General features: G+C 67.6%; 19 protein-coding genes. 9 read left to right on the forward strand and 10 right to left on the reverse strand.

Going from position 1 to position 15,264, the window contains the following annotated elements; genetic code table 11:
• From fmdA to AC30QB_RS03820, 3 genes are all read left to right on the forward strand, one after another.
• Positions 1–1,177, forward strand: a 1,177-nt coding sequence (gene fmdA, locus AC30QB_RS03810; RefSeq protein ID WP_489544862.1) for a formamidase, incomplete at its 5' end; no start/stop codon positions are given.
• 43 nt (positions 1,178–1,220) lie between these two features.
• The gene (locus AC30QB_RS03815; protein ID WP_489544863.1) at positions 1,221–1,562 is read left to right on the forward strand and encodes an FmdB family zinc ribbon protein; all 342 of its coding nucleotides are present in this window, start codon (positions 1,221–1,223) and stop codon (positions 1,560–1,562) included.
• Between the two features lie 124 nt (positions 1,563–1,686).
• Positions 1,687–2,049 (forward strand): YXWGXW repeat-containing protein, encoded by a 363-nt coding sequence (locus tag AC30QB_RS03820; protein ID WP_489544864.1) that lies wholly within the window; start codon positions 1,687–1,689, stop codon positions 2,047–2,049.
• Positions 2,050–2,061: 12 nt separating this feature from the next.
• On the opposite strand, the gene AC30QB_RS03825 is transcribed toward AC30QB_RS03820, so the two are convergent.
• Together AC30QB_RS03825 and gstA are read right to left on the reverse strand one after the other, a co-directional pair.
• On the reverse strand, positions 2,062–2,442 hold the full coding sequence (locus tag AC30QB_RS03825) for a nuclear transport factor 2 family protein (RefSeq protein ID WP_489544904.1): 381 nt from the start codon (positions 2,440–2,442) through the stop codon (positions 2,062–2,064).
• A gap of 14 nt (positions 2,443–2,456) precedes the next feature.
• The gene (gene gstA / locus AC30QB_RS03830; protein WP_489544865.1) at positions 2,457–3,065 is read right to left on the reverse strand and encodes a glutathione transferase GstA; all 609 of its coding nucleotides are present in this window, start codon (positions 3,063–3,065) and stop codon (positions 2,457–2,459) included.
• 113 nt (positions 3,066–3,178) lie between these two features.
• Here gstA and AC30QB_RS03835 point away from each other — a divergent pair, with 113 nt between their 5' ends.
• On the forward strand, positions 3,179–4,096 hold the full coding sequence (locus AC30QB_RS03835) for a LysR family transcriptional regulator (RefSeq protein WP_489544866.1): 918 nt from the start codon (positions 3,179–3,181) through the stop codon (positions 4,094–4,096).
• 111 nt (positions 4,097–4,207) lie between these two features.
• Positions 4,208–4,651, forward strand: a complete 444-nt coding sequence (locus tag AC30QB_RS03840) for a DoxX family protein (protein WP_489544867.1) — start codon at positions 4,208–4,210, stop codon at positions 4,649–4,651.
• Between the two features lie 67 nt (positions 4,652–4,718).
• Here the strand turns inward: AC30QB_RS03840 and AC30QB_RS03845 are convergent, their stop codons facing one another.
• The gene (locus AC30QB_RS03845) at positions 4,719–5,396 is read right to left on the reverse strand and encodes a flavin reductase family protein (protein WP_489544868.1); all 678 of its coding nucleotides are present in this window, start codon (positions 5,394–5,396) and stop codon (positions 4,719–4,721) included.
• A gap of 184 nt (positions 5,397–5,580) precedes the next feature.
• Here AC30QB_RS03845 and AC30QB_RS03850 point away from each other — a divergent pair, with 184 nt between their 5' ends.
• Positions 5,581–6,705: a 3-deoxy-7-phosphoheptulonate synthase gene (locus tag AC30QB_RS03850; protein WP_489544869.1), complete on the forward strand. Its 1,125-nt coding sequence runs from the start codon at positions 5,581–5,583 to the stop codon at positions 6,703–6,705.
• 15 nt (positions 6,706–6,720) lie between these two features.
• Entirely contained in the window at positions 6,721–7,080 is a 360-nt protein-coding gene (locus tag AC30QB_RS03855) for a translation initiation factor Sui1 (protein WP_489544870.1), read from the forward strand.
• 55 nt (positions 7,081–7,135) lie between these two features.
• Here the strand turns inward: AC30QB_RS03855 and AC30QB_RS03860 are convergent, their stop codons facing one another.
• Entirely contained in the window at positions 7,136–8,032 is an 897-nt protein-coding gene (locus AC30QB_RS03860; protein ID WP_489544871.1) for an alpha/beta hydrolase, read from the reverse strand.
• 55 nt (positions 8,033–8,087) lie between these two features.
• Complete coding sequence (locus tag AC30QB_RS03865; RefSeq protein WP_489544872.1) at positions 8,088–8,984, reverse strand: LysR family transcriptional regulator; 897 nt, start codon at positions 8,982–8,984, stop codon at positions 8,088–8,090.
• A 193-nt stretch (positions 8,985–9,177) separates the two neighbouring features.
• On the opposite strand from AC30QB_RS03865, the gene AC30QB_RS03870 reads away from it, so the two are divergent.
• A complete protein-coding gene (locus tag AC30QB_RS03870; protein ID WP_489544873.1) occupies positions 9,178–10,047 on the forward strand; it encodes an isocitrate lyase/PEP mutase family protein in 870 nt (289 codons plus the stop codon).
• A 5-nt stretch (positions 10,048–10,052) separates the two neighbouring features.
• Here the strand turns inward: AC30QB_RS03870 and AC30QB_RS03875 are convergent, their stop codons facing one another.
• Positions 10,053–11,033 (reverse strand): GlxA family transcriptional regulator, encoded by a 981-nt coding sequence (locus AC30QB_RS03875; RefSeq protein WP_489544874.1) that lies wholly within the window; start codon positions 11,031–11,033, stop codon positions 10,053–10,055.
• Between the two features lie 152 nt (positions 11,034–11,185).
• On the opposite strand from AC30QB_RS03875, the gene AC30QB_RS03880 reads away from it, so the two are divergent.
• On the forward strand, positions 11,186–11,989 hold the full coding sequence (locus tag AC30QB_RS03880) for a dienelactone hydrolase family protein (RefSeq protein WP_489544905.1): 804 nt from the start codon (positions 11,186–11,188) through the stop codon (positions 11,987–11,989).
• 91 nt (positions 11,990–12,080) lie between these two features.
• Here AC30QB_RS03880 and AC30QB_RS03885 read toward each other — a convergent pair whose 3' ends face one another.
• Genes AC30QB_RS03885 through AC30QB_RS03900 form a run of 4 tightly spaced genes read right to left on the reverse strand, consistent with a single transcriptional unit; the run spans position 12,081 to position 15,259 of the window.
• Positions 12,081–12,761, reverse strand: a complete 681-nt coding sequence (locus AC30QB_RS03885) for a class II aldolase/adducin family protein (RefSeq protein ID WP_489544875.1) — start codon at positions 12,759–12,761, stop codon at positions 12,081–12,083.
• Between the two features lie 40 nt (positions 12,762–12,801).
• Complete coding sequence (locus tag AC30QB_RS03890) at positions 12,802–13,365, reverse strand: MarR family winged helix-turn-helix transcriptional regulator (RefSeq protein WP_489544876.1); 564 nt, start codon at positions 13,363–13,365, stop codon at positions 12,802–12,804.
• A 32-nt stretch (positions 13,366–13,397) separates the two neighbouring features.
• The gene (locus AC30QB_RS03895) at positions 13,398–14,636 is read right to left on the reverse strand and encodes an MFS transporter (protein WP_489544877.1); all 1,239 of its coding nucleotides are present in this window, start codon (positions 14,634–14,636) and stop codon (positions 13,398–13,400) included.
• 35 nt (positions 14,637–14,671) lie between these two features.
• On the reverse strand, positions 14,672–15,259 hold the full coding sequence (locus AC30QB_RS03900) for a flavin reductase family protein (protein ID WP_489544878.1): 588 nt from the start codon (positions 15,257–15,259) through the stop codon (positions 14,672–14,674).
• Positions 15,260–15,264: the final 5 nt, after the last annotated feature.

Below are 15,264 nucleotides of genomic sequence, written 5' to 3' on the forward strand. Positions count from 1 at the left end.
CGAGAACATCCACAACCGCTGGCACCCGGACATTCCGATGGCCTGCTGGGTCAAGCCGGGTGACGAGTTCATTCTGGAAACCTTCGACTGGACCGGTGGCTTCATCAAGAACAACGACAGTGCCGACGACGTCCGCGACATCGACCTGAGCACGGTGCATTACTTGAGCGGCCCGGTGGGCGTGAAGGGCGCCGAGCCGGGTGACCTGCTGGTGGTCGATCTGCTCGACATCGGCGCCAAGGACGACAGCCAGTGGGGCTTCAACGGCTTCTTCAGCAAGAAGAACGGCGGTGGCTTCCTCACCGAGCACTTCCCGGAAGCGCAGAAATCGATCTGGGACTTCAAGGGCATGTTCACCAGCTCGCGCCACATTCCGGGCGTGAACTTCGCAGGCCTCATCCACCCCGGCTTGATCGGCTGCCTGCCCGACAAGAAGATGCTCGACATCTGGAATGAACGCGAGCAGAAGCTGATCGACACCGACCCGACCGCGGGCCTCGCCAACCCACCGTCTTCCGGCACCGCCCACATGGGCAAGCTGACAGGTGACGCGAAAGCCAAGGCGGCCGCCGAAGGCGCGCGCACCGTGCCGCCGCGCGAGCACGGCGGCAACTGCGACATCAAAGACCTGTCGCGCGGCTCGAAAGTCTTCTTCCCCGTCTACGTCGACGGCGCGGGCCTCTCGGTGGGCGACCTGCACTTCAGCCAAGGCGACGGTGAGATCACCTTCTGCGGCGCGATCGAGATGGCGGGTTGGGTGCACATGAAGGTCACGCTGATCAAGGGCGGCATGGCCAAGTACGGCATCAAGAACCCGATCTTCAAGCCCAGCCCGATCACACCGCAGTACAACGACTACCTGATCTTCGAGGGCATCTCGGTCGACGAGAGCGGCAAGCAGTACTACCTCGACGTGAACGTGGCCTACCGCCAGGCCTGCCTCAACGCCATCGAGTACCTGAAGAAGTTCGGCTACTCCGGCGCACAGGCCTACAGCATCCTCGGCACGGCGCCGGTGCAGGGCCACATCAGCGGAGTGGTCGACGTGCCCAATGCCTGCGCCACGCTGTGGCTGCCCACTGGCATCTTCGACTTCGACATCAACCCGAATGCCGCCGGGCCGGTGATCCACATCGACGGCAAGGTCGACCTGCCCTTGTCGCACGACCTGGTCTGAATCCTGCTGAAGCCACGGGACGACCATCGCCGGAGAAGACACCATGCCGACCTACGACTACGACTGCCAGGCTTGCGGCGGCTTCGACGCCTTTCGCACGCTGGCCCAGCGCAACGAGCCAGCCGTGTGCCCCGCTTGCGGCGGTGCGTCGCCGCGTGTGTTCGCCACCGCCCCGCGCTTGGCGTTGATGGCGGGCAGCACCCGCAGCGCGATGGAAACCAATGAACGTTCACGCCACGAGCCACGCAAGTCGGGAGACTACGCGCGGCTCAGGCACCCTTCAGGCTGCGGCTGCTGTTCCACTGCCAAACGTGGCGCGACAGTGACTGGCGCCAACGGCAACAAGGCCTTCCCGAGCAAGCGGCCCTGGATGATCAGCCATTGAGCCGAACGTAAAGCCGGCGCGCGGCCGCGTGAGCGGGTCAACGGCGCGCGCGCCTGGGCCGTTGTGCTCGGGCCATGTGTCACAAGATGGCAGTCCTCCACTCCCCATCGGAAAGGCCCGCGCCATGCCTCTTGCGACTCAAGCCCTCACCCGCCGCACACTCTTGATCGCCTTGCCTGCGGCTCTGGCCGCTTGCGTGGTGGCGCCACCGCGGCACGTTTCGGTGGTGGCCGCCGTGCCACCGCCGAACGTGGTGGTGGTCGAGGCACCTCGCCCGCCGCCGCCCCCTCGTCGTGAAGAGATGCCCCCACCCCCCGGGCAGGCCTACTTCTGGGTTGCCGGCCACTGGCGCTGGGAGCATGGCGACCACGTGTGGGTGGGTGGGCACTGGGAGGCCCACCGCGAACGGGCGCGCTGGGTGCCCGCGCACTGGGTGCAAGGCGGCGCGGGTTGGCGCTTCGTCGAAGGGCACTGGCAGCGCGATTGACCTGCCCGCACCTCAGGGCAGCTCGTAGTGAAACACCTTGGCGATGATCTGCCAGCGCCCATCCACCTTCACCAGCGTCAACAGGTCGGTGAACCGCTTGGGCAATATGGCGCATTCCACCCGCGCCAGCGCCGTCACCGGCCCGGCAAACTCGATCGCCAGGATGCGGTCGGTACGCGCCTCGCCCCGGCTGGCGGGCGACGGCCGCTTGTCCACGATGGGCATGTATTCGCCCATGCCGAGCGCAAGCAGCGTGCCGTCGGTGGCGCAGGCGTACAGCGCCTGAGGGTGGAAGACGCGGCGCAGCAGCTGCGTGTCGCTGCGGTACAGGCCCTCGAAGTAGTGGTGCAAGACCGCCACCACGGCGTCGAACTCGGCGCTGTCCATGGTCACGTCGCTCAAGCCGATCAGGCCAACAGGCCTTCGGCCTTCATGGCTTCGCGCACGGCCGGTCGCGCCGCCACGTGCGTCAGAAAGCGCTGCAGGTTGGGCAGGTCAGACAGCTCCAGCCCGACGAACTTGGCCCAGCCCGTGACCACGAAAAGGTAGGCATCGGCTGCCGTGAAGGCCGCCCCGGTCAGGTGCTCCACGCCTTCCAGCTGGCTGTCGACCCACTCATATTTCTTGCGCAGCATGGCGCTGAGCGTGGTCTTTGCTGCGGCATCGAGGTCGCTGCTGAAGAGCGGCGTGTACGACTTGTGCAGCTCCGAGGTGATGTAGTTCTGCCACTCCATCACGCGGTAGCGCGCGATGCTGCCGGCGGCCGGCATCAGCGTGGTGGCACCGGCCTTGTCGGCGATGTACTGCACGATGATCGGGCCCTCGCTGAGCAGGCTGCCGTCGTCGAGCTGCAGCAGCGGCACCTGGCCCCTGGGGTTGACGGTGTAGTAGTCGGCACCGGCCTGTGTGCGGTGGGTGGCGGTGTCAACCTTCTCCAAGGTGAAAGGCGTACCGGTTTCGCGCAGCACGATGTGCGGGGCGAGCGAGCAGGCGGCGGGGGAGTAGTACAGCTTCATGTGAATCCTGGCAGTGGGTTGAAAGAGGGTGCGTCGAAGCCGTGACCTTATTGAAGATGTGAAGATTGATAAAGGTGCCATCATTCACTTCACTGATTACATGAAGGGCCGTAATGCCAAGGCAGTTCACCGGGCTGATGCTGGGCAGCGTCGAGTTGTTTTGCCTCACGGCCGAGCTGCAGGGCTTCACCGCCGCCGCAGCGTCGGCCGGCCTCACGCCTGCTGCAGTGAGCCGCTCGATTGCCCGGCTGGAGGCACGGCTCGGCGTACAGCTCTTCGTGCGCACCACGCGGCAGGTGCGGCTCACCGAGAGCGGGCGCAGCTACTACGCGCAATGCCGCCAGGCGCTGAGCCAGCTGGTTGAGGCCGAGCGCGAACTCACGGGCGAGCAGCGCGTGGCCAGCGGCACGGTGCGCATCAGCATGCCCACCTCTTATGGGCACTATCGGGTGCTGCCGCTGCTGCCGGCATTTCGCCAGCAGCACCCCGGCGTCGAGCTTGAAGTGCAGCTGAGCAACCGCAACATCGACTTCACGGCCGAAGGCTACGACCTGGCGGTGCGCGGGCGCGCGCCGCCCGACTCGGGCCTGATCGCACGCCGGCTGCAAGACGCTCCGTTGGTGATCGTGGCCACGCCGCAGTACCTGCGCCGACGTGGCACGCCGCGCACGCCCGACGCCCTGCAGCAGCACGAGTGCATTCAGTTCTGCCTTCCCAGCACCGGCCTGCCGGTGCCCTGGCTGTTGCGCGACGAGCACGGTCACGAGTTCGAAGTCACACCGCCCGCCGCCATGCGCTGCACCGATGATGTGCTGGGCCTGGCCACGCTGGCGCGGCATGGCGGCGGCCTCACGCAGACCTTTCGCGCCGTGGTCGAAGACGACTTGAAGCAAGGCACGCTCAAAGAGGTGCTGAAGAATTTCGGCGGCACGGCGCGGCCGTTTTCGCTGCTGTACCCGGCCCACCGCCACATGCCGCTGCGCGTGCGCGTGCTGGTCGACTACCTGGTGGGCAAGCTCGGCACGCGCTGAGCTCGTGCCGCCCTGGCTCGCTGCATTTCGACATGGTGCTGCCGCCTTGCAGTTCAGCACCGGGTGGTGTGCAATCGCGGCCACCGCCATACGCCCTGATCAGGCTCCCCCATGACCGACCAGCCTCTCGCACCTGATGCGCACCTGCCCCGCCTCAAGCTGGCCGGCATCGCCTTCGTGTTCCTGTGGTTCTTCATCGGCGGCATCGCGCATTTCGCGGCCACCGAGACCGAGATGCGCATCGTGCCGCCCTACATTCCCTGGCCACGCGAGGCGGTGCTGGTGAGCGGGGTGTTCGAGCTGCTCGGTGCCATCGGCCTGCTGTGGCGGCCTACGCGCCGTGCCGCCGGCGTCGGGCTCATCTTGCTGACGATTGCCGTCACGCCCGCCCACATCTACATGCTGCAGCGGCCCGAGCTGTTCCCCGTGCCCATCTGGGCGCTGTGGTTGCGCTTGCCCGTTCAGGTGGCGCTGCTGGCGCTCATTGCCTGGTGCACGGCAGCGCAGCCAACCTTAGGGCGCGCCAGCGCTCAACAAACGCCTCGCAGCTCGTGATCATGAAGTCCTGAATTCGGCGCAGTCGTTCGCCGCTTCGAACAGGCGGCCCGCCAACCCAAGAGCCTCAAACGACCCGGCTGGCCAGCGCCCGATCGACGTCGGGGCTGCGGTACATGGCTTCAGGAATGCTCGCGAGCGATGACTCGTGCACCTGCTGCTCGCCGAGGCCATAGAACTTCTGGAAGCTCATGATCAGCGGGCGCCATCGGTCGGGGTCCACGCGGTCGCGCTGGCCCGGCACCAGGATGCGTTCGTCCAGGTGCACCCGCTGGATGCGCAGCTCAAAGGTGCTGATCCTGCCGCGCAGCTGCGCATCACCCTCGGCCAGGCCATGGGTGGCTTCCAGCACCGCCTCCATCTGCACCGGGCACTCGCGCACGCGCGCCGCGGCCACGGTCTCGGACGCGTCGACGCTGAAGCCCCCGAGGCCGAACTTGTCTCGCACGTGTCGGTAGCCGCGCGACTGCTTGACCGCAGGCACCGGGTGGCGACCCGTCGTCAAGGCAAGGCGGTTGACCGCGCCCGCCTCGTTCACCGACGGGAGGTTGAGCACGCACTCGCCGGTGCGCAGCAGGTTGTGCGCCGTCTGCGAGCCGCTGCCGAGCCCGATGACGCATCGCCAACCAAGCCAGAACGCTGACGACATGGGCGCGAGGTTGTGCGACCCGTCTTCGTTGACGCTTGCGATCAGCACGACGGGCGTGCCGAAATAGAGAATGGCGGGGCTGCTCGAATGGTGCATGCGGACTCCTTGTCGCCAGGCGATGGCCCGGCCTTTGATGCCAGTGTGCAAAGCGAGCGCCAGCCGTGCTCGCCGCAATCGGACACGGTGTTCCGGGGCGACTGGCGGCCACCGCGAGCGGCTCGGGCCTGCGCTCGCGGACAATCGGGCGCCGCACTTCCTGCGGCTCCGCCCCAATCGCCCCATGCCCATCCCAGACGACGCCTTCAACGACCGCGAAGTGGGCTCGCGCGACAGCACACTCGACACCACCCGCATCGACGACACGCGCATAGGCGCAGTGCGCCCGCTCATCACGCCGGCCCTGCTGCAAGAGCGCGTACCGGTGCGCGACAACACGCTCGCGCTGGTGGAGAGCAGCCGCGCCGCCATCGCCCGCGTGCTGCACGGGCAGGACGACCGCTTGATCGTGGTCGCAGGCCCTTGCTCCATCCACGACCACGACCAGGCGATCGAGTACGGCCATCTGCTCAAGCCGGTGGCCGACGAGTTGCAAGGCGAGCTGCTGATCGTGATGCGCGCCTACTTCGAGAAGCCGCGCACGACCGTCGGCTGGAAGGGCTACATCAACGACCCGCACCTAGACGGCAGCTTTGCCATCAACGAAGGGCTGGAGCGCGCGCGCCGCCTGCTGCTGGAGCTGACCACGCTGGGCTTGCCCACCGGCACCGAGTTTCTCGACCTGCTGAGCCCGCAGTACATCGCCGACCTGATCGCCTGGGGCGCCATTGGCGCGCGCACCACCGAGAGCCAGAGCCACCGCCAGCTCGCCTCTGGGCTCAGTTGCCCAGTGGGCTTCAAGAACGGCACCGACGGCAGCATCAAAGTGGCGGCCGACGCCGTGCTCGCCGCCCGCGCGCCGCATGCCTTCATGGGCATGACCAAGATGGGCGTGGCCGCCATCTTCGAGACGCGCGGCAACGACGACTGTCATGTGATCCTGCGCGGCGGCAAGGAGCCCAACTACAGCGCGGCCCACGTGGCCGCGAGCTGCGACGCGCTGCGCGCCGCCGGCTTGCGCGAGCAGGTGATGGTCGACGTGTCTCATGGCAACAGCAGCAAGCAGCACCAGCGACAGATCGCCGTGGCGCAAGACGTGGCGGCGCAAATCGCCAGCGGCGAACGGCGCATCACCGGCCTGATGATCGAAAGCCACCTTGAGGAAGGCCGGCAAGACCTCACGCCTGGCGTGGCGCTGAAGCGCGGCGTGTCCGTCACCGATGCCTGCATCAGCTTTGCGCAGACGGTGCCGGTACTGCAAACGCTGGCGGCTGCCGTGCGTGCGCGGCGCGGGCTCGCGGCGCGCTGAAGGGTCGCGCTCCCCATGCGCAAGACCAGCGGCGGCCTCGTCTATTCCACCGACAGCGGCCGCATGTGCCCGGCATGCCGGCAGCCGGTGGCCACGTGTGCCTGCAAACAGCCGACAGCCCCGACGCCCGCGGCGGGTGGCAAGGTGCGCGTCAGCTGCGAAACCAAAGGCCGTGGCGGCAAGGCCGTGACCCTCGTGCGCGGCCTCAGCCTTGACCCCGCCGCACTGGCCGAGCTGGGCAAGCAACTGCGCACGCTGTGCGGCACCGGCGGCACGGTGAAAGAGGGCGTGATCGAGCTGCAAGGTGACCACGTCGAGCGCGTGATGGAGCGCCTGAAATCAACCGGCTGGGGGGTGGTGCGCACCGGCGGTTGAGGCCGGGGCCCACAGCGGGTCATTGCCTGAACAGGCGGCGCTCAGGCAGTGCGTCTCACGGCGTGGCCGATACGCCGAACAGCTCGGCCACGGCCTGCCGGTACTGCGCCTGCGCCACCGCGTTGGTGTTGTGGTGCGAGCCGCCTTCGACCAGCATGAAGCGCTTGGGCGCGCGCGCATGGTCGAACAAGCCCAGCCCCAGCGCGGGCCGGATCAGCGTGTCTTCGCTGCCATGCACCACCAGCACCGGAGAGCCCACCTCGGCGATGCGCGATGCCGCATCGAAGCGCTGCGTGATGAGGCCCGACACCGGCAGCCAGCCCCAGCGGAAGGTGGCCACCACGTCGGAGATGGACGTGAAGCTGCTTTCGACGATCAGCCCCGACTCGTCGGCCACTTCGGCCGCCAGCTGCACCGCGATGGCGCCGCCCAGCGAGTGGCCGAAGATGAAGCGGCGTGCTTGCGGGCGCTGCGCCGCCAGCCAGGCCCAGGCGGCGCGTGAGTCTTCGGCGGCCAGGGTTTCCGATGGCAAGCCGGGCGTGCTGCGGCCGAAGCCGCGGTAGTCGACGCCCAGCACCGAGAAGCCCAGGTCGTGCAAGCGACGCATGCGCGGCGCGCTGCCGCGCACGTCGAAGCGGGCACCGTGCAGGTAGAGCATCACCGGCGCGTTGGCGTTGGCCTGTGGCACCCACAGCCCATGCAGCTTCACCGCCTGGCCCTGATGGCCGGCCGCGTGCGACTCGAACGCAATCCACACGTCGTTCATGCCCTCGGCAGCGGCCAGCCCGCCCGACCAGGTGCGGTCGCTGGGCTGGAATATCCATAGGCGCTGCTTCTCGTCTAGCGTGGTGCAACCGAGCTGGAAAACCACCAGCACGAGCAGCAGCGCGAGCGCGCAGGCACCGACGCGGTGGGCCGTGAAACAAGACCTAGGAAGCTTCGACGCTGGCATGGGCAGATGGTGTCACGGCACCAAAGCCCTGCGCCCGCCGGCGGGCAAGCCCGGCTCAGAGCTCACCCGCTTCCATCGCGGCCAGCAGCGCGCGTGTCGCCTGGCTCAAAAACCCCCCGCGCCTGGCCACGCTCACGATAGGCACGCGCACGTCGAGGTCACCAACGCGGATCAGCGCCAGCGCCCCCGCCGCCACCTCTTCAGCCACGCCGCGCTCCTGCAGCAAGGCCAGCCCGAAGCCCGCTTCGACCAGCCGCTTCTGCGCGGTCAGGCTGTCGATGGCGGTCCAGTCGATGCGGTCGACCCCGCGGCTCAGGAACTGCGAAAAGATCGTCTGCGCGAAGGGCTCGCTGCGCTGCGGCGGGTGGGGGAACGCCAGCCACCGCTCGCCCGACAAACGGGTGAGCGATTTCACCCGTCGGCCTGCCAGCGGGTGGCTCGGTGCGCACGCCACGACGAGCCGCTCGTGGTGGATGAGCTTGCACACCAGGTCAGGCGAGCGATCTTCGAAGTAACGCAAGCCCACCGCCACTTCGCCGGTGCGCACCTTCTCGCTCACCCCATCGCTGGTGGCGGTCTGCAGGCGAATGTCGATGCCCGGGAAGGCCTCCCTGAGCTGACGCAGCAGGGCCGTGAGACCCGAGCTGGCCAGCGTGCCCACGGCTGCGATGTGCACCGTGCCCACCGCACCCGATTTGGCCGCTTCCACTGCGGCCACCGCATCTCCCACCGCCGCGGCCACCCGCTCTGCGTGCGGCAGCAAAGCCAAGCCGGCCTGGCTCAAGGTGAGCCCGCGACCGATGCGCTCGAACAGCGGCGCGCCCAGCTCTTCTTCAAGCACGGCCAGGCGCCGGCTGATGGCCGACTGGGTGCGCGACAGCGCCGCGGCGGCCGCCGACACGCCGCCTTGCCGGTGAACCATCAAGAAGGTGGCGAGTGCTTCGGAATCCATGGGGTGATCTCCTGTGCTGACCCGCGACAGGCCTCAGCCGAGCTCCAAATGGAACGGCAGGGCTTCGTCGCGAATCATGCTTTCTCATTCGTCTATCTATGCAGTGAATCGAACGGTTGCAGAAAGATTATGCGTTTGACGCGTAGAGGCTGCACCATCAGCATCACGGCTTTCAGGCACAAACGGAGGCCAGATGAGCCCAGACATTTGCATGGCGCGCGGCCGCGCTTTCCTCGAACTGCACCACATGAGCCGCGGCTTCGTGATGCCCAACGCCTGGGACCCGGGCAGCGCGGTGGTGTTGGCCTCTGAAGGCTTCCAGGCCATAGGCACGACGAGCGCCGGCATTGCGTTCTCGCTAGGCAAGCCCGACTACAACGTGCGCGATTCCCGCCTGGCAGTCAGCCGCGAAGAGATGCTCGCGGTGGTCGGCAAGATCGTCGAGGCGGTGAGCATCCCGGTGAATGCCGACCTCGAAGCCGGCTACGGAGACGCCCCCGAAGATGTGGCCGAGACCATACGCCTGGCCATGGCTGTGGGTGCGGCCGGCGGCAACATCGAAGACACCGACGCCGCCCACGACCGGCTGTTCGACGAAGCCCTGGCGGTCGAGCGCATCGCTGCGGCGCGCGCCGCCATCGACGCGGCAGGCGGCGGCTTTGTGTTGAACGCGCGCACCGATGCGTTGCAGTTTCCCGGCGACGATGCGTTGAAGGTGGCCGTCCAACGCGCCAACCGTTTCCTGGCCGCCGGTGCCGACTGCGTGTTCGTGCCCGGCGTGACCGACGTGGCCCGCGTGCAGACGCTGGCCCGCGAGATCACGGGCCCGCTCAACATCGTGGTGGGTTTGAACGAGGCCGCCGCCAGCGCCTTGCAGCTGATCGACGCTGGCGCAAAGCGCATCAGCGTGGGCGGCTCAATCGCGCGCTCGGTGATGGGCCTGGTGCGGCGCAGCGCGCGCGAGCTGCGCGAGCACGGCACGGTGTCGTACGCCAGCAGCCAGATCCCGCAGCGCGAGTTGAACGCCTTGTTCGAAGGCGCCCGGCTCGCGAAGAACCGCTGACGTGGCTACGTTGCCGCCACAGCGGGCCTGTAGCGGCTCGGGTTGGCACCTGCCACCTTCTTCATCAGGCGGCGCAGAGCCGTCGAATCTTGGTAGCCCACGGCTTCGGCCACCTGCTCCACCGTCATGCGGCTGCCTTCGAGCAACGCCCGCGCCCGCCGCAGCTTCACGCTTTGCACCAGGGCCAGCGTGCTCTTGCCGGTGGCTTTGTGGATGTGGCGCGAGAGCGTGCGCTCGGACATGCCGAACTCGTGTGCCAAGTCGGCTACCGCCGGCGGGCGCGGCAGCGCCGCCTCGACCTTCGCAGCCAGCCTTGCCACCAGGTCGTTGCCGTTGGCCAGTGCCTCGGGCACGATGAACGGCGCCTGCGCCTGACGCCCGTCGATCAGCAGCATGCGCGACACGGCCTCGGCCAACGCGCTGCCGCATTGCGAGCGCAGCAGGTGCAGCATCAGGTCGGTCTGCGCAAACGCGGCACCCGCCGTGACCACCGGCCCGTCGGCACAGACCATGCGGTCGGCATCAACCGCGCAGGTGGGCTCCATGCGCTTGAGCAACGGCGCAAACCACCAGGTCGTGGTGGCGCGGCGCCCACCGAGCAGGCCGGCCGCCTGCAGCACGAACACCGCCGAGCACGAGGCCGCCACTGGCCCGCCGGACTTCGCATGCAGCCTTATGGCGGCAATCGCCTTCACCGCGTCGGCACTGACCAGCCGCTGGTGCAGGGCCGCGGCGGAGGCCGGCCCCAAGCCGGGCAACACCCAGGTGGAGCGGTCGTCGCGCGGCCTCGCGGGCAGCTTGGTGGTGGCGACCGTCATGCCGCCTTGCAAAAGCACAGCCCCGCCTTCGACCGAGCACAGCCGCCACCGAGGCGCGGCGACGCCAGCCCGGGCGGACAAGGCCGCCGCAGCAGACAGCATGTCGAGCGTGATGGCCACGCTGCTGGCATAGGCGCCTTCGAGAACCAAAACGGTGAAATCGTGCATGCGGGGTGCCTGTCAGTGCCAGTGGGTGATTGTCTGATTAAGCTTTAAAACAGTCGAAACAGACACTTTCATTCTGGCGCCTCAACCTGCCCAATTCAAGCTCCAACCCAGCAGGAGCGTTTGTGCCCCCCATCCATGAGCCCGGCCCCGACATGAACCAAGACGACCTGCTGGAAGACTTCGACTCCCGGCAGATCACACTCGACGGCGTGACGAAGGCGGTGTACGTGGCCGGCTCAGGCCCGGCGGTGATCGTGATGACCGAGATGCCGGGCATCAGCCCGCACGTGGCGCGCTTCAGCCGCTGGGTGCGTGATGCGGGCCTCACGGTCTACATGCCCTCGCTGTTCGGCCGCGATGGCGCAGTGCCGGGCGCTGAAGAGGGCGTGGCCGTCTTCAAACGGGCCTGCGTCAGCGCCGAGTTTCGAGCCTTCGCGGCCAACGAGACCAGCCCCGTGACCCAGTGGCTGCGCGCGCTGGCACGGCTTGCGCATGCCGAGTGCGGCGGGCCTGGCGTGGGCGCCATCGGCATGTGTTTCACCGGCAACTTCGCGCTGTCGATGATGCTGGAGCCGTCGCTGCTTGCGCCGGTGATGTCGCAGCCCTCGCTGCCGATGAACGAACCTGCCGGCATGGGCATGGCGCCGCAAGAGCTGGCGGCCGTTCGAGAGCGAATGGAAGCGGAAGACCTGACCGTGCTGGCCTACCGATTCGAGGGCGACCGGCACTGCAAGGCCGAGCGCTTCGCCGCTTTCCAGCAGGCGCTGGGCCCGCGCTTTGTCGCACGCGTGTTGCCCGACAGCGCGGCCAACACCAAGACACCGCCCTTCTTCGACCAGGTGGTGGCCAGCCCGCACAGCGTGGTCACGGCCCACTTGATCGACGAAGCGGGCCAGCCGACGCTCGCGGCGCGCGACGAGATCCTCGCGTTTTTTGCGCAGCGCCTGGGGCACTGACACACGCCTCAAGCACCGCCTCCCGCACCGCCTCAACCGAGCAGCAACTTCAAGGAACGCGGCAGCGAGGGCAGGGTCGGCAGCGCTGTACTCAGCGGGTTTGTTCGGGATCGCCGTCGGTCCAGTATTGCCACAGCCGCTCGGCCACCTGGCCAGCCCAGACCGCACGCGCTGCCGCCTGTTCTGCCGTCAGGCCGATGTGCTCGACGCACCCCGCAGCCATTGCGGCAAGCTCGACGCGCGCTGCGTCTTCCAGGAAGACCGCCAAGGCCAATGCCTGTGCGGCGTCGGCGCCGCCCACGACTGCGCCGTTGACCGAGACGACGATCGCCGCGGCCTTGCCCATCGTTTTGGCGACGCCTTCGGCGGCAGCATCGTTGCGGATCAGGGCGGGGTCTTTCCACATCGGCACCTCGGGCGCGAAGTAGCAACCGAAGCCGTGGCGAGGGCGCGGCGTGCGGCCGAGCGCCGCAAGCGCCGTGACGTGGGGAGAGATGAAGCGCACGATGGCCTCGATGTCGGGCCGCAGTCGATAGATCTCACGATGCATGCGCACCTCGCCCATCACACCTTCGGGCAGGGCGCCTTCGAGTGGCACCACCGTGCCGGGCTCGTGCGGCGCAATCAAACCCATCGGGCGCGAGGCACACACCAGGAATGAATGCGTGTCCAGGCGGCGGCTGCAATGGCCGAACGCGGTGCTCAGGCCAGCACGATCACAAGCGCGCGCCAGCAGACGGACTTCCGCTTGCAAGAATTCAAGCGACTTCATGTCGGTTCAGGGCCGCACCGCGACCGCGCAGCGCGAGCGTTCAGCCGCGCTTGCGGCGTGGCGCGGGCGCAGCCGCTTGCGACAGCGCGCGCTTCTTCACCCGGCGGGCGATCGTGAGCTTTCGGTTGACTGCGGTCGGCGCGTCGCAGACGGCCACCAGGTTCTGGCACACGACACGCAGCGTGTGCAGCGTGGTCTTGAGGTCGACAGCAGACACCTGGGCCAGTCCCGAGCGCTCTATCGCCAGCGCTTTGGGCGCCAGCTCTCGCACCAGGGTCTTGCCGCCTTCGGTCAGGGACAGCCGGGTCGTGCGCTTGTCGGTCGGTGACGGATCGCGTTGCAGCAGCCCGCGTTTCTCCAGCACCGCGATCGACCGCGACATGTAGGACAACTCGGCCCCGGTATGGTCTGCCAGTTCGCTGAGCGACTGGGGTTCCGACTGACTCAACGCGGCCAGAATGCGCCACGCCTGAAGGTTGACGACGTGTGGCTTGAGGTCGTCGTTGAATCGGGCTGCAATCAAGTGGGCGGCGCGGTTGAGAAGATAGCCGATGGACTTCTCGAGGTCGTACCGACCCGCCTTTCCTGGCGAGTGTGCGGGCATGTTTGCTGACGGTGAAGCGAATGCGCACGAGTCTAGGGCAGCGCTCTGTTCGGGTCGCCGCTCGCATGCGCGACCGGGAACGGATAGGCCCTCGGCAGCCGCACGACAGCGAGGGCGGCGATCGCCAGCACGACAGGAAAAGTCATCAGGATCGGCCGGTAGGACCCGCTCAGATCGAACATGGCGCCCATGACGAAGGGGCCGACCGCGGCGCCGATCGTGAAGATGGCGAACAGGTAGCCGTACACCTGGCCGAAGGCACGCAGGCCGAAATAGCGGCTTTGCAGGTAGCCGATCAGGTCGACTTCGGCGCCCAGCCCCAGCCCGACCAGCACGGCACCCACGGTGGTGACGCCCGCATCGGCGCTCGCCAGCAGGGTGACGACGCCCAGCGCCGGCGTGATGATCATCGCGACCGCCACGTAGGGCGCGTGGAAACGGTCCAGCAGATAGCCGCAGAGCAGGCGGCCGGCGATCAGCGAAGGACCGATGGCGCCGAAGACGGCAACCGCACGCGGGGCCGGGATGCCGCGATCGGTGAGCAGCGCAACCAGGTGGAAGATGACGCCGTTGGCAACGATGGGAATGCAGACGAAGACGAAGCCCATGACCCAGAAATCTCGGCTGCGCACCACCTCGCGTGCCTCCAGGCCGGGCAGGGCGGCCGAGCCTGCAGCCAGGGTTGGCCCGCGGCTGCCCGGCTCTTTGAGGAACAGCGCCACTGCCGGAAACGCAATCACGAAGATCGTCGCGCCGAGTGCCACGAAGGCGCCTCGCCAACCGAAGTGTTCCAGGTAGGTCTGCGCGAGCTTCGGCATCAACGCGGCGCCCAGCCCGACACCAGTCATCGCGATGCCCAGAGCGATGCCCCGCCGATGGTCGAAGCTTGCGGCGATCGACTTGGCGTAGGGCAACGGCGCCTGGCCTGCACTGAACAGCCCCACCACGGCGAACATCGCGAGAAAAACGAATGCGCTTGCCGGTGCGATCGACATCGCGGCAGTCGCCAGCGCGAACAGGGTGATCGCACTCAGCGTCACGACCTTGATGCCTCGGCGATCGATCAGCTTGCCGATGAAAGGTGTTGCGAAGGCCGCGAACAAGGTGCCCAGCCCGACGGCCGCTGAAGGCACGGTGCGGGCCCAGCCGAACTCCGCCATGATGGGCTTCATCAGGACGGAGGTGGAAAACTGCAGGATCGTGACGTTGCCCACGGCCAGGCCCAGGACTGACCCGAACACGATCCACCAGGGGCTTCTTAGAAGTTGCAATGTTGTCTCCGGTTGCACACGTGAGTCGTTGGGGCTCAGCTGTTGCCGCGGTCCATGAAGCGGCCGGCATGGAACAGCAGCGGCGGCCGATCCGAATACGTGAACTGCTCGACACGGCCGATGAAGATCAGGTGGTCGCCACCGTCGACGACCGAGGCCTTGCGGCATTCGAAGCGGGCGAGTGCGCTCTTCAATACCGGGACATTGCCGAGACCGGGCTCGAAGCCGTCGCTCACGTCTGCGAACTTGTCTTGCGCCGGCTTCGCGAAATGCATGGCGAGCGCGTGCTGATCGGCAGCCATCACGTGCACGGCGAAATGCTCGGCGCGCGAGAACACGTCCAAGCTGGGCGCCTTGCGCCCCAGGCACCAGGCGACGAGCGGCGGCTCGAGCGACACCGAGCTGAACGAGTTCACCGTCAGACCGGCGCACTGGCCGTCATCGGTTCGTGTCGTGACCACACACACGCCGGTGGCGAACCGCCCCAGGGCATTGCGCAACTGGCGCGGATCAATCGGCAGATCGCCCGGTGCCGGCGTGGATGCGGCGGCCACCGCCGCGTTAAAGGACTCGTTCGACGAAGTCCACCAATTCAGCTCGGCATCGACAACCTGCTGCAGCATCGGCA

This window comes from Rhizobacter sp. (assembly GCF_046595475.1).
Classification (GTDB): Bacteria; Pseudomonadota; Gammaproteobacteria; order Burkholderiales; family Burkholderiaceae_C; genus Rhizobacter.

Excerpts from the sequence above, each read along its gene's own strand:
- AC30QB_RS03815 (WP_489544863.1), top strand. The coding sequence starts at position 1,221 with ATGCCGACCTACGACTACGACTGCCAGGCTTGCGGCGGCTTCGACGCC.
- AC30QB_RS03820 (WP_489544864.1), top strand. The coding sequence starts at position 1,687 with ATGCCTCTTGCGACTCAAGCCCTCACCCGCCGCACACTCTTGATCGCC.
- gstA (WP_489544865.1), bottom strand. The coding sequence starts at position 3,065 with ATGAAGCTGTACTACTCCCCCGCCGCCTGCTCGCTCGCCCCGCACATC.
- AC30QB_RS03835 (WP_489544866.1), top strand. The coding sequence starts at position 3,179 with ATGCCAAGGCAGTTCACCGGGCTGATGCTGGGCAGCGTCGAGTTGTTT.
- AC30QB_RS03840 (WP_489544867.1), top strand. The coding sequence starts at position 4,208 with ATGACCGACCAGCCTCTCGCACCTGATGCGCACCTGCCCCGCCTCAAG.
- AC30QB_RS03845 (WP_489544868.1), bottom strand. The coding sequence starts at position 5,396 with ATGCACCATTCGAGCAGCCCCGCCATTCTCTATTTCGGCACGCCCGTC.
- AC30QB_RS03850 (WP_489544869.1), top strand. The coding sequence starts at position 5,581 with ATGCCCATCCCAGACGACGCCTTCAACGACCGCGAAGTGGGCTCGCGC.
- AC30QB_RS03855 (WP_489544870.1), top strand. The coding sequence starts at position 6,721 with ATGCGCAAGACCAGCGGCGGCCTCGTCTATTCCACCGACAGCGGCCGC.
- AC30QB_RS03860 (WP_489544871.1), bottom strand. The coding sequence starts at position 8,032 with ATGCCAGCGTCGAAGCTTCCTAGGTCTTGTTTCACGGCCCACCGCGTC.
- AC30QB_RS03865 (WP_489544872.1), bottom strand. The coding sequence starts at position 8,984 with ATGGATTCCGAAGCACTCGCCACCTTCTTGATGGTTCACCGGCAAGGC.
- AC30QB_RS03870 (WP_489544873.1), top strand. The coding sequence starts at position 9,178 with ATGAGCCCAGACATTTGCATGGCGCGCGGCCGCGCTTTCCTCGAACTG.
- AC30QB_RS03875 (WP_489544874.1), bottom strand. The coding sequence starts at position 11,033 with ATGCACGATTTCACCGTTTTGGTTCTCGAAGGCGCCTATGCCAGCAGC.
- AC30QB_RS03880 (WP_489544905.1), top strand. The coding sequence starts at position 11,186 with ATGAACCAAGACGACCTGCTGGAAGACTTCGACTCCCGGCAGATCACA.
- AC30QB_RS03885 (WP_489544875.1), bottom strand. The coding sequence starts at position 12,761 with ATGAAGTCGCTTGAATTCTTGCAAGCGGAAGTCCGTCTGCTGGCGCGC.
- AC30QB_RS03890 (WP_489544876.1), bottom strand. The coding sequence starts at position 13,365 with ATGCCCGCACACTCGCCAGGAAAGGCGGGTCGGTACGACCTCGAGAAG.
- AC30QB_RS03900 (WP_489544878.1), bottom strand. The coding sequence starts at position 15,259 with ATGCTGCAGCAGGTTGTCGATGCCGAGCTGAATTGGTGGACTTCGTCG.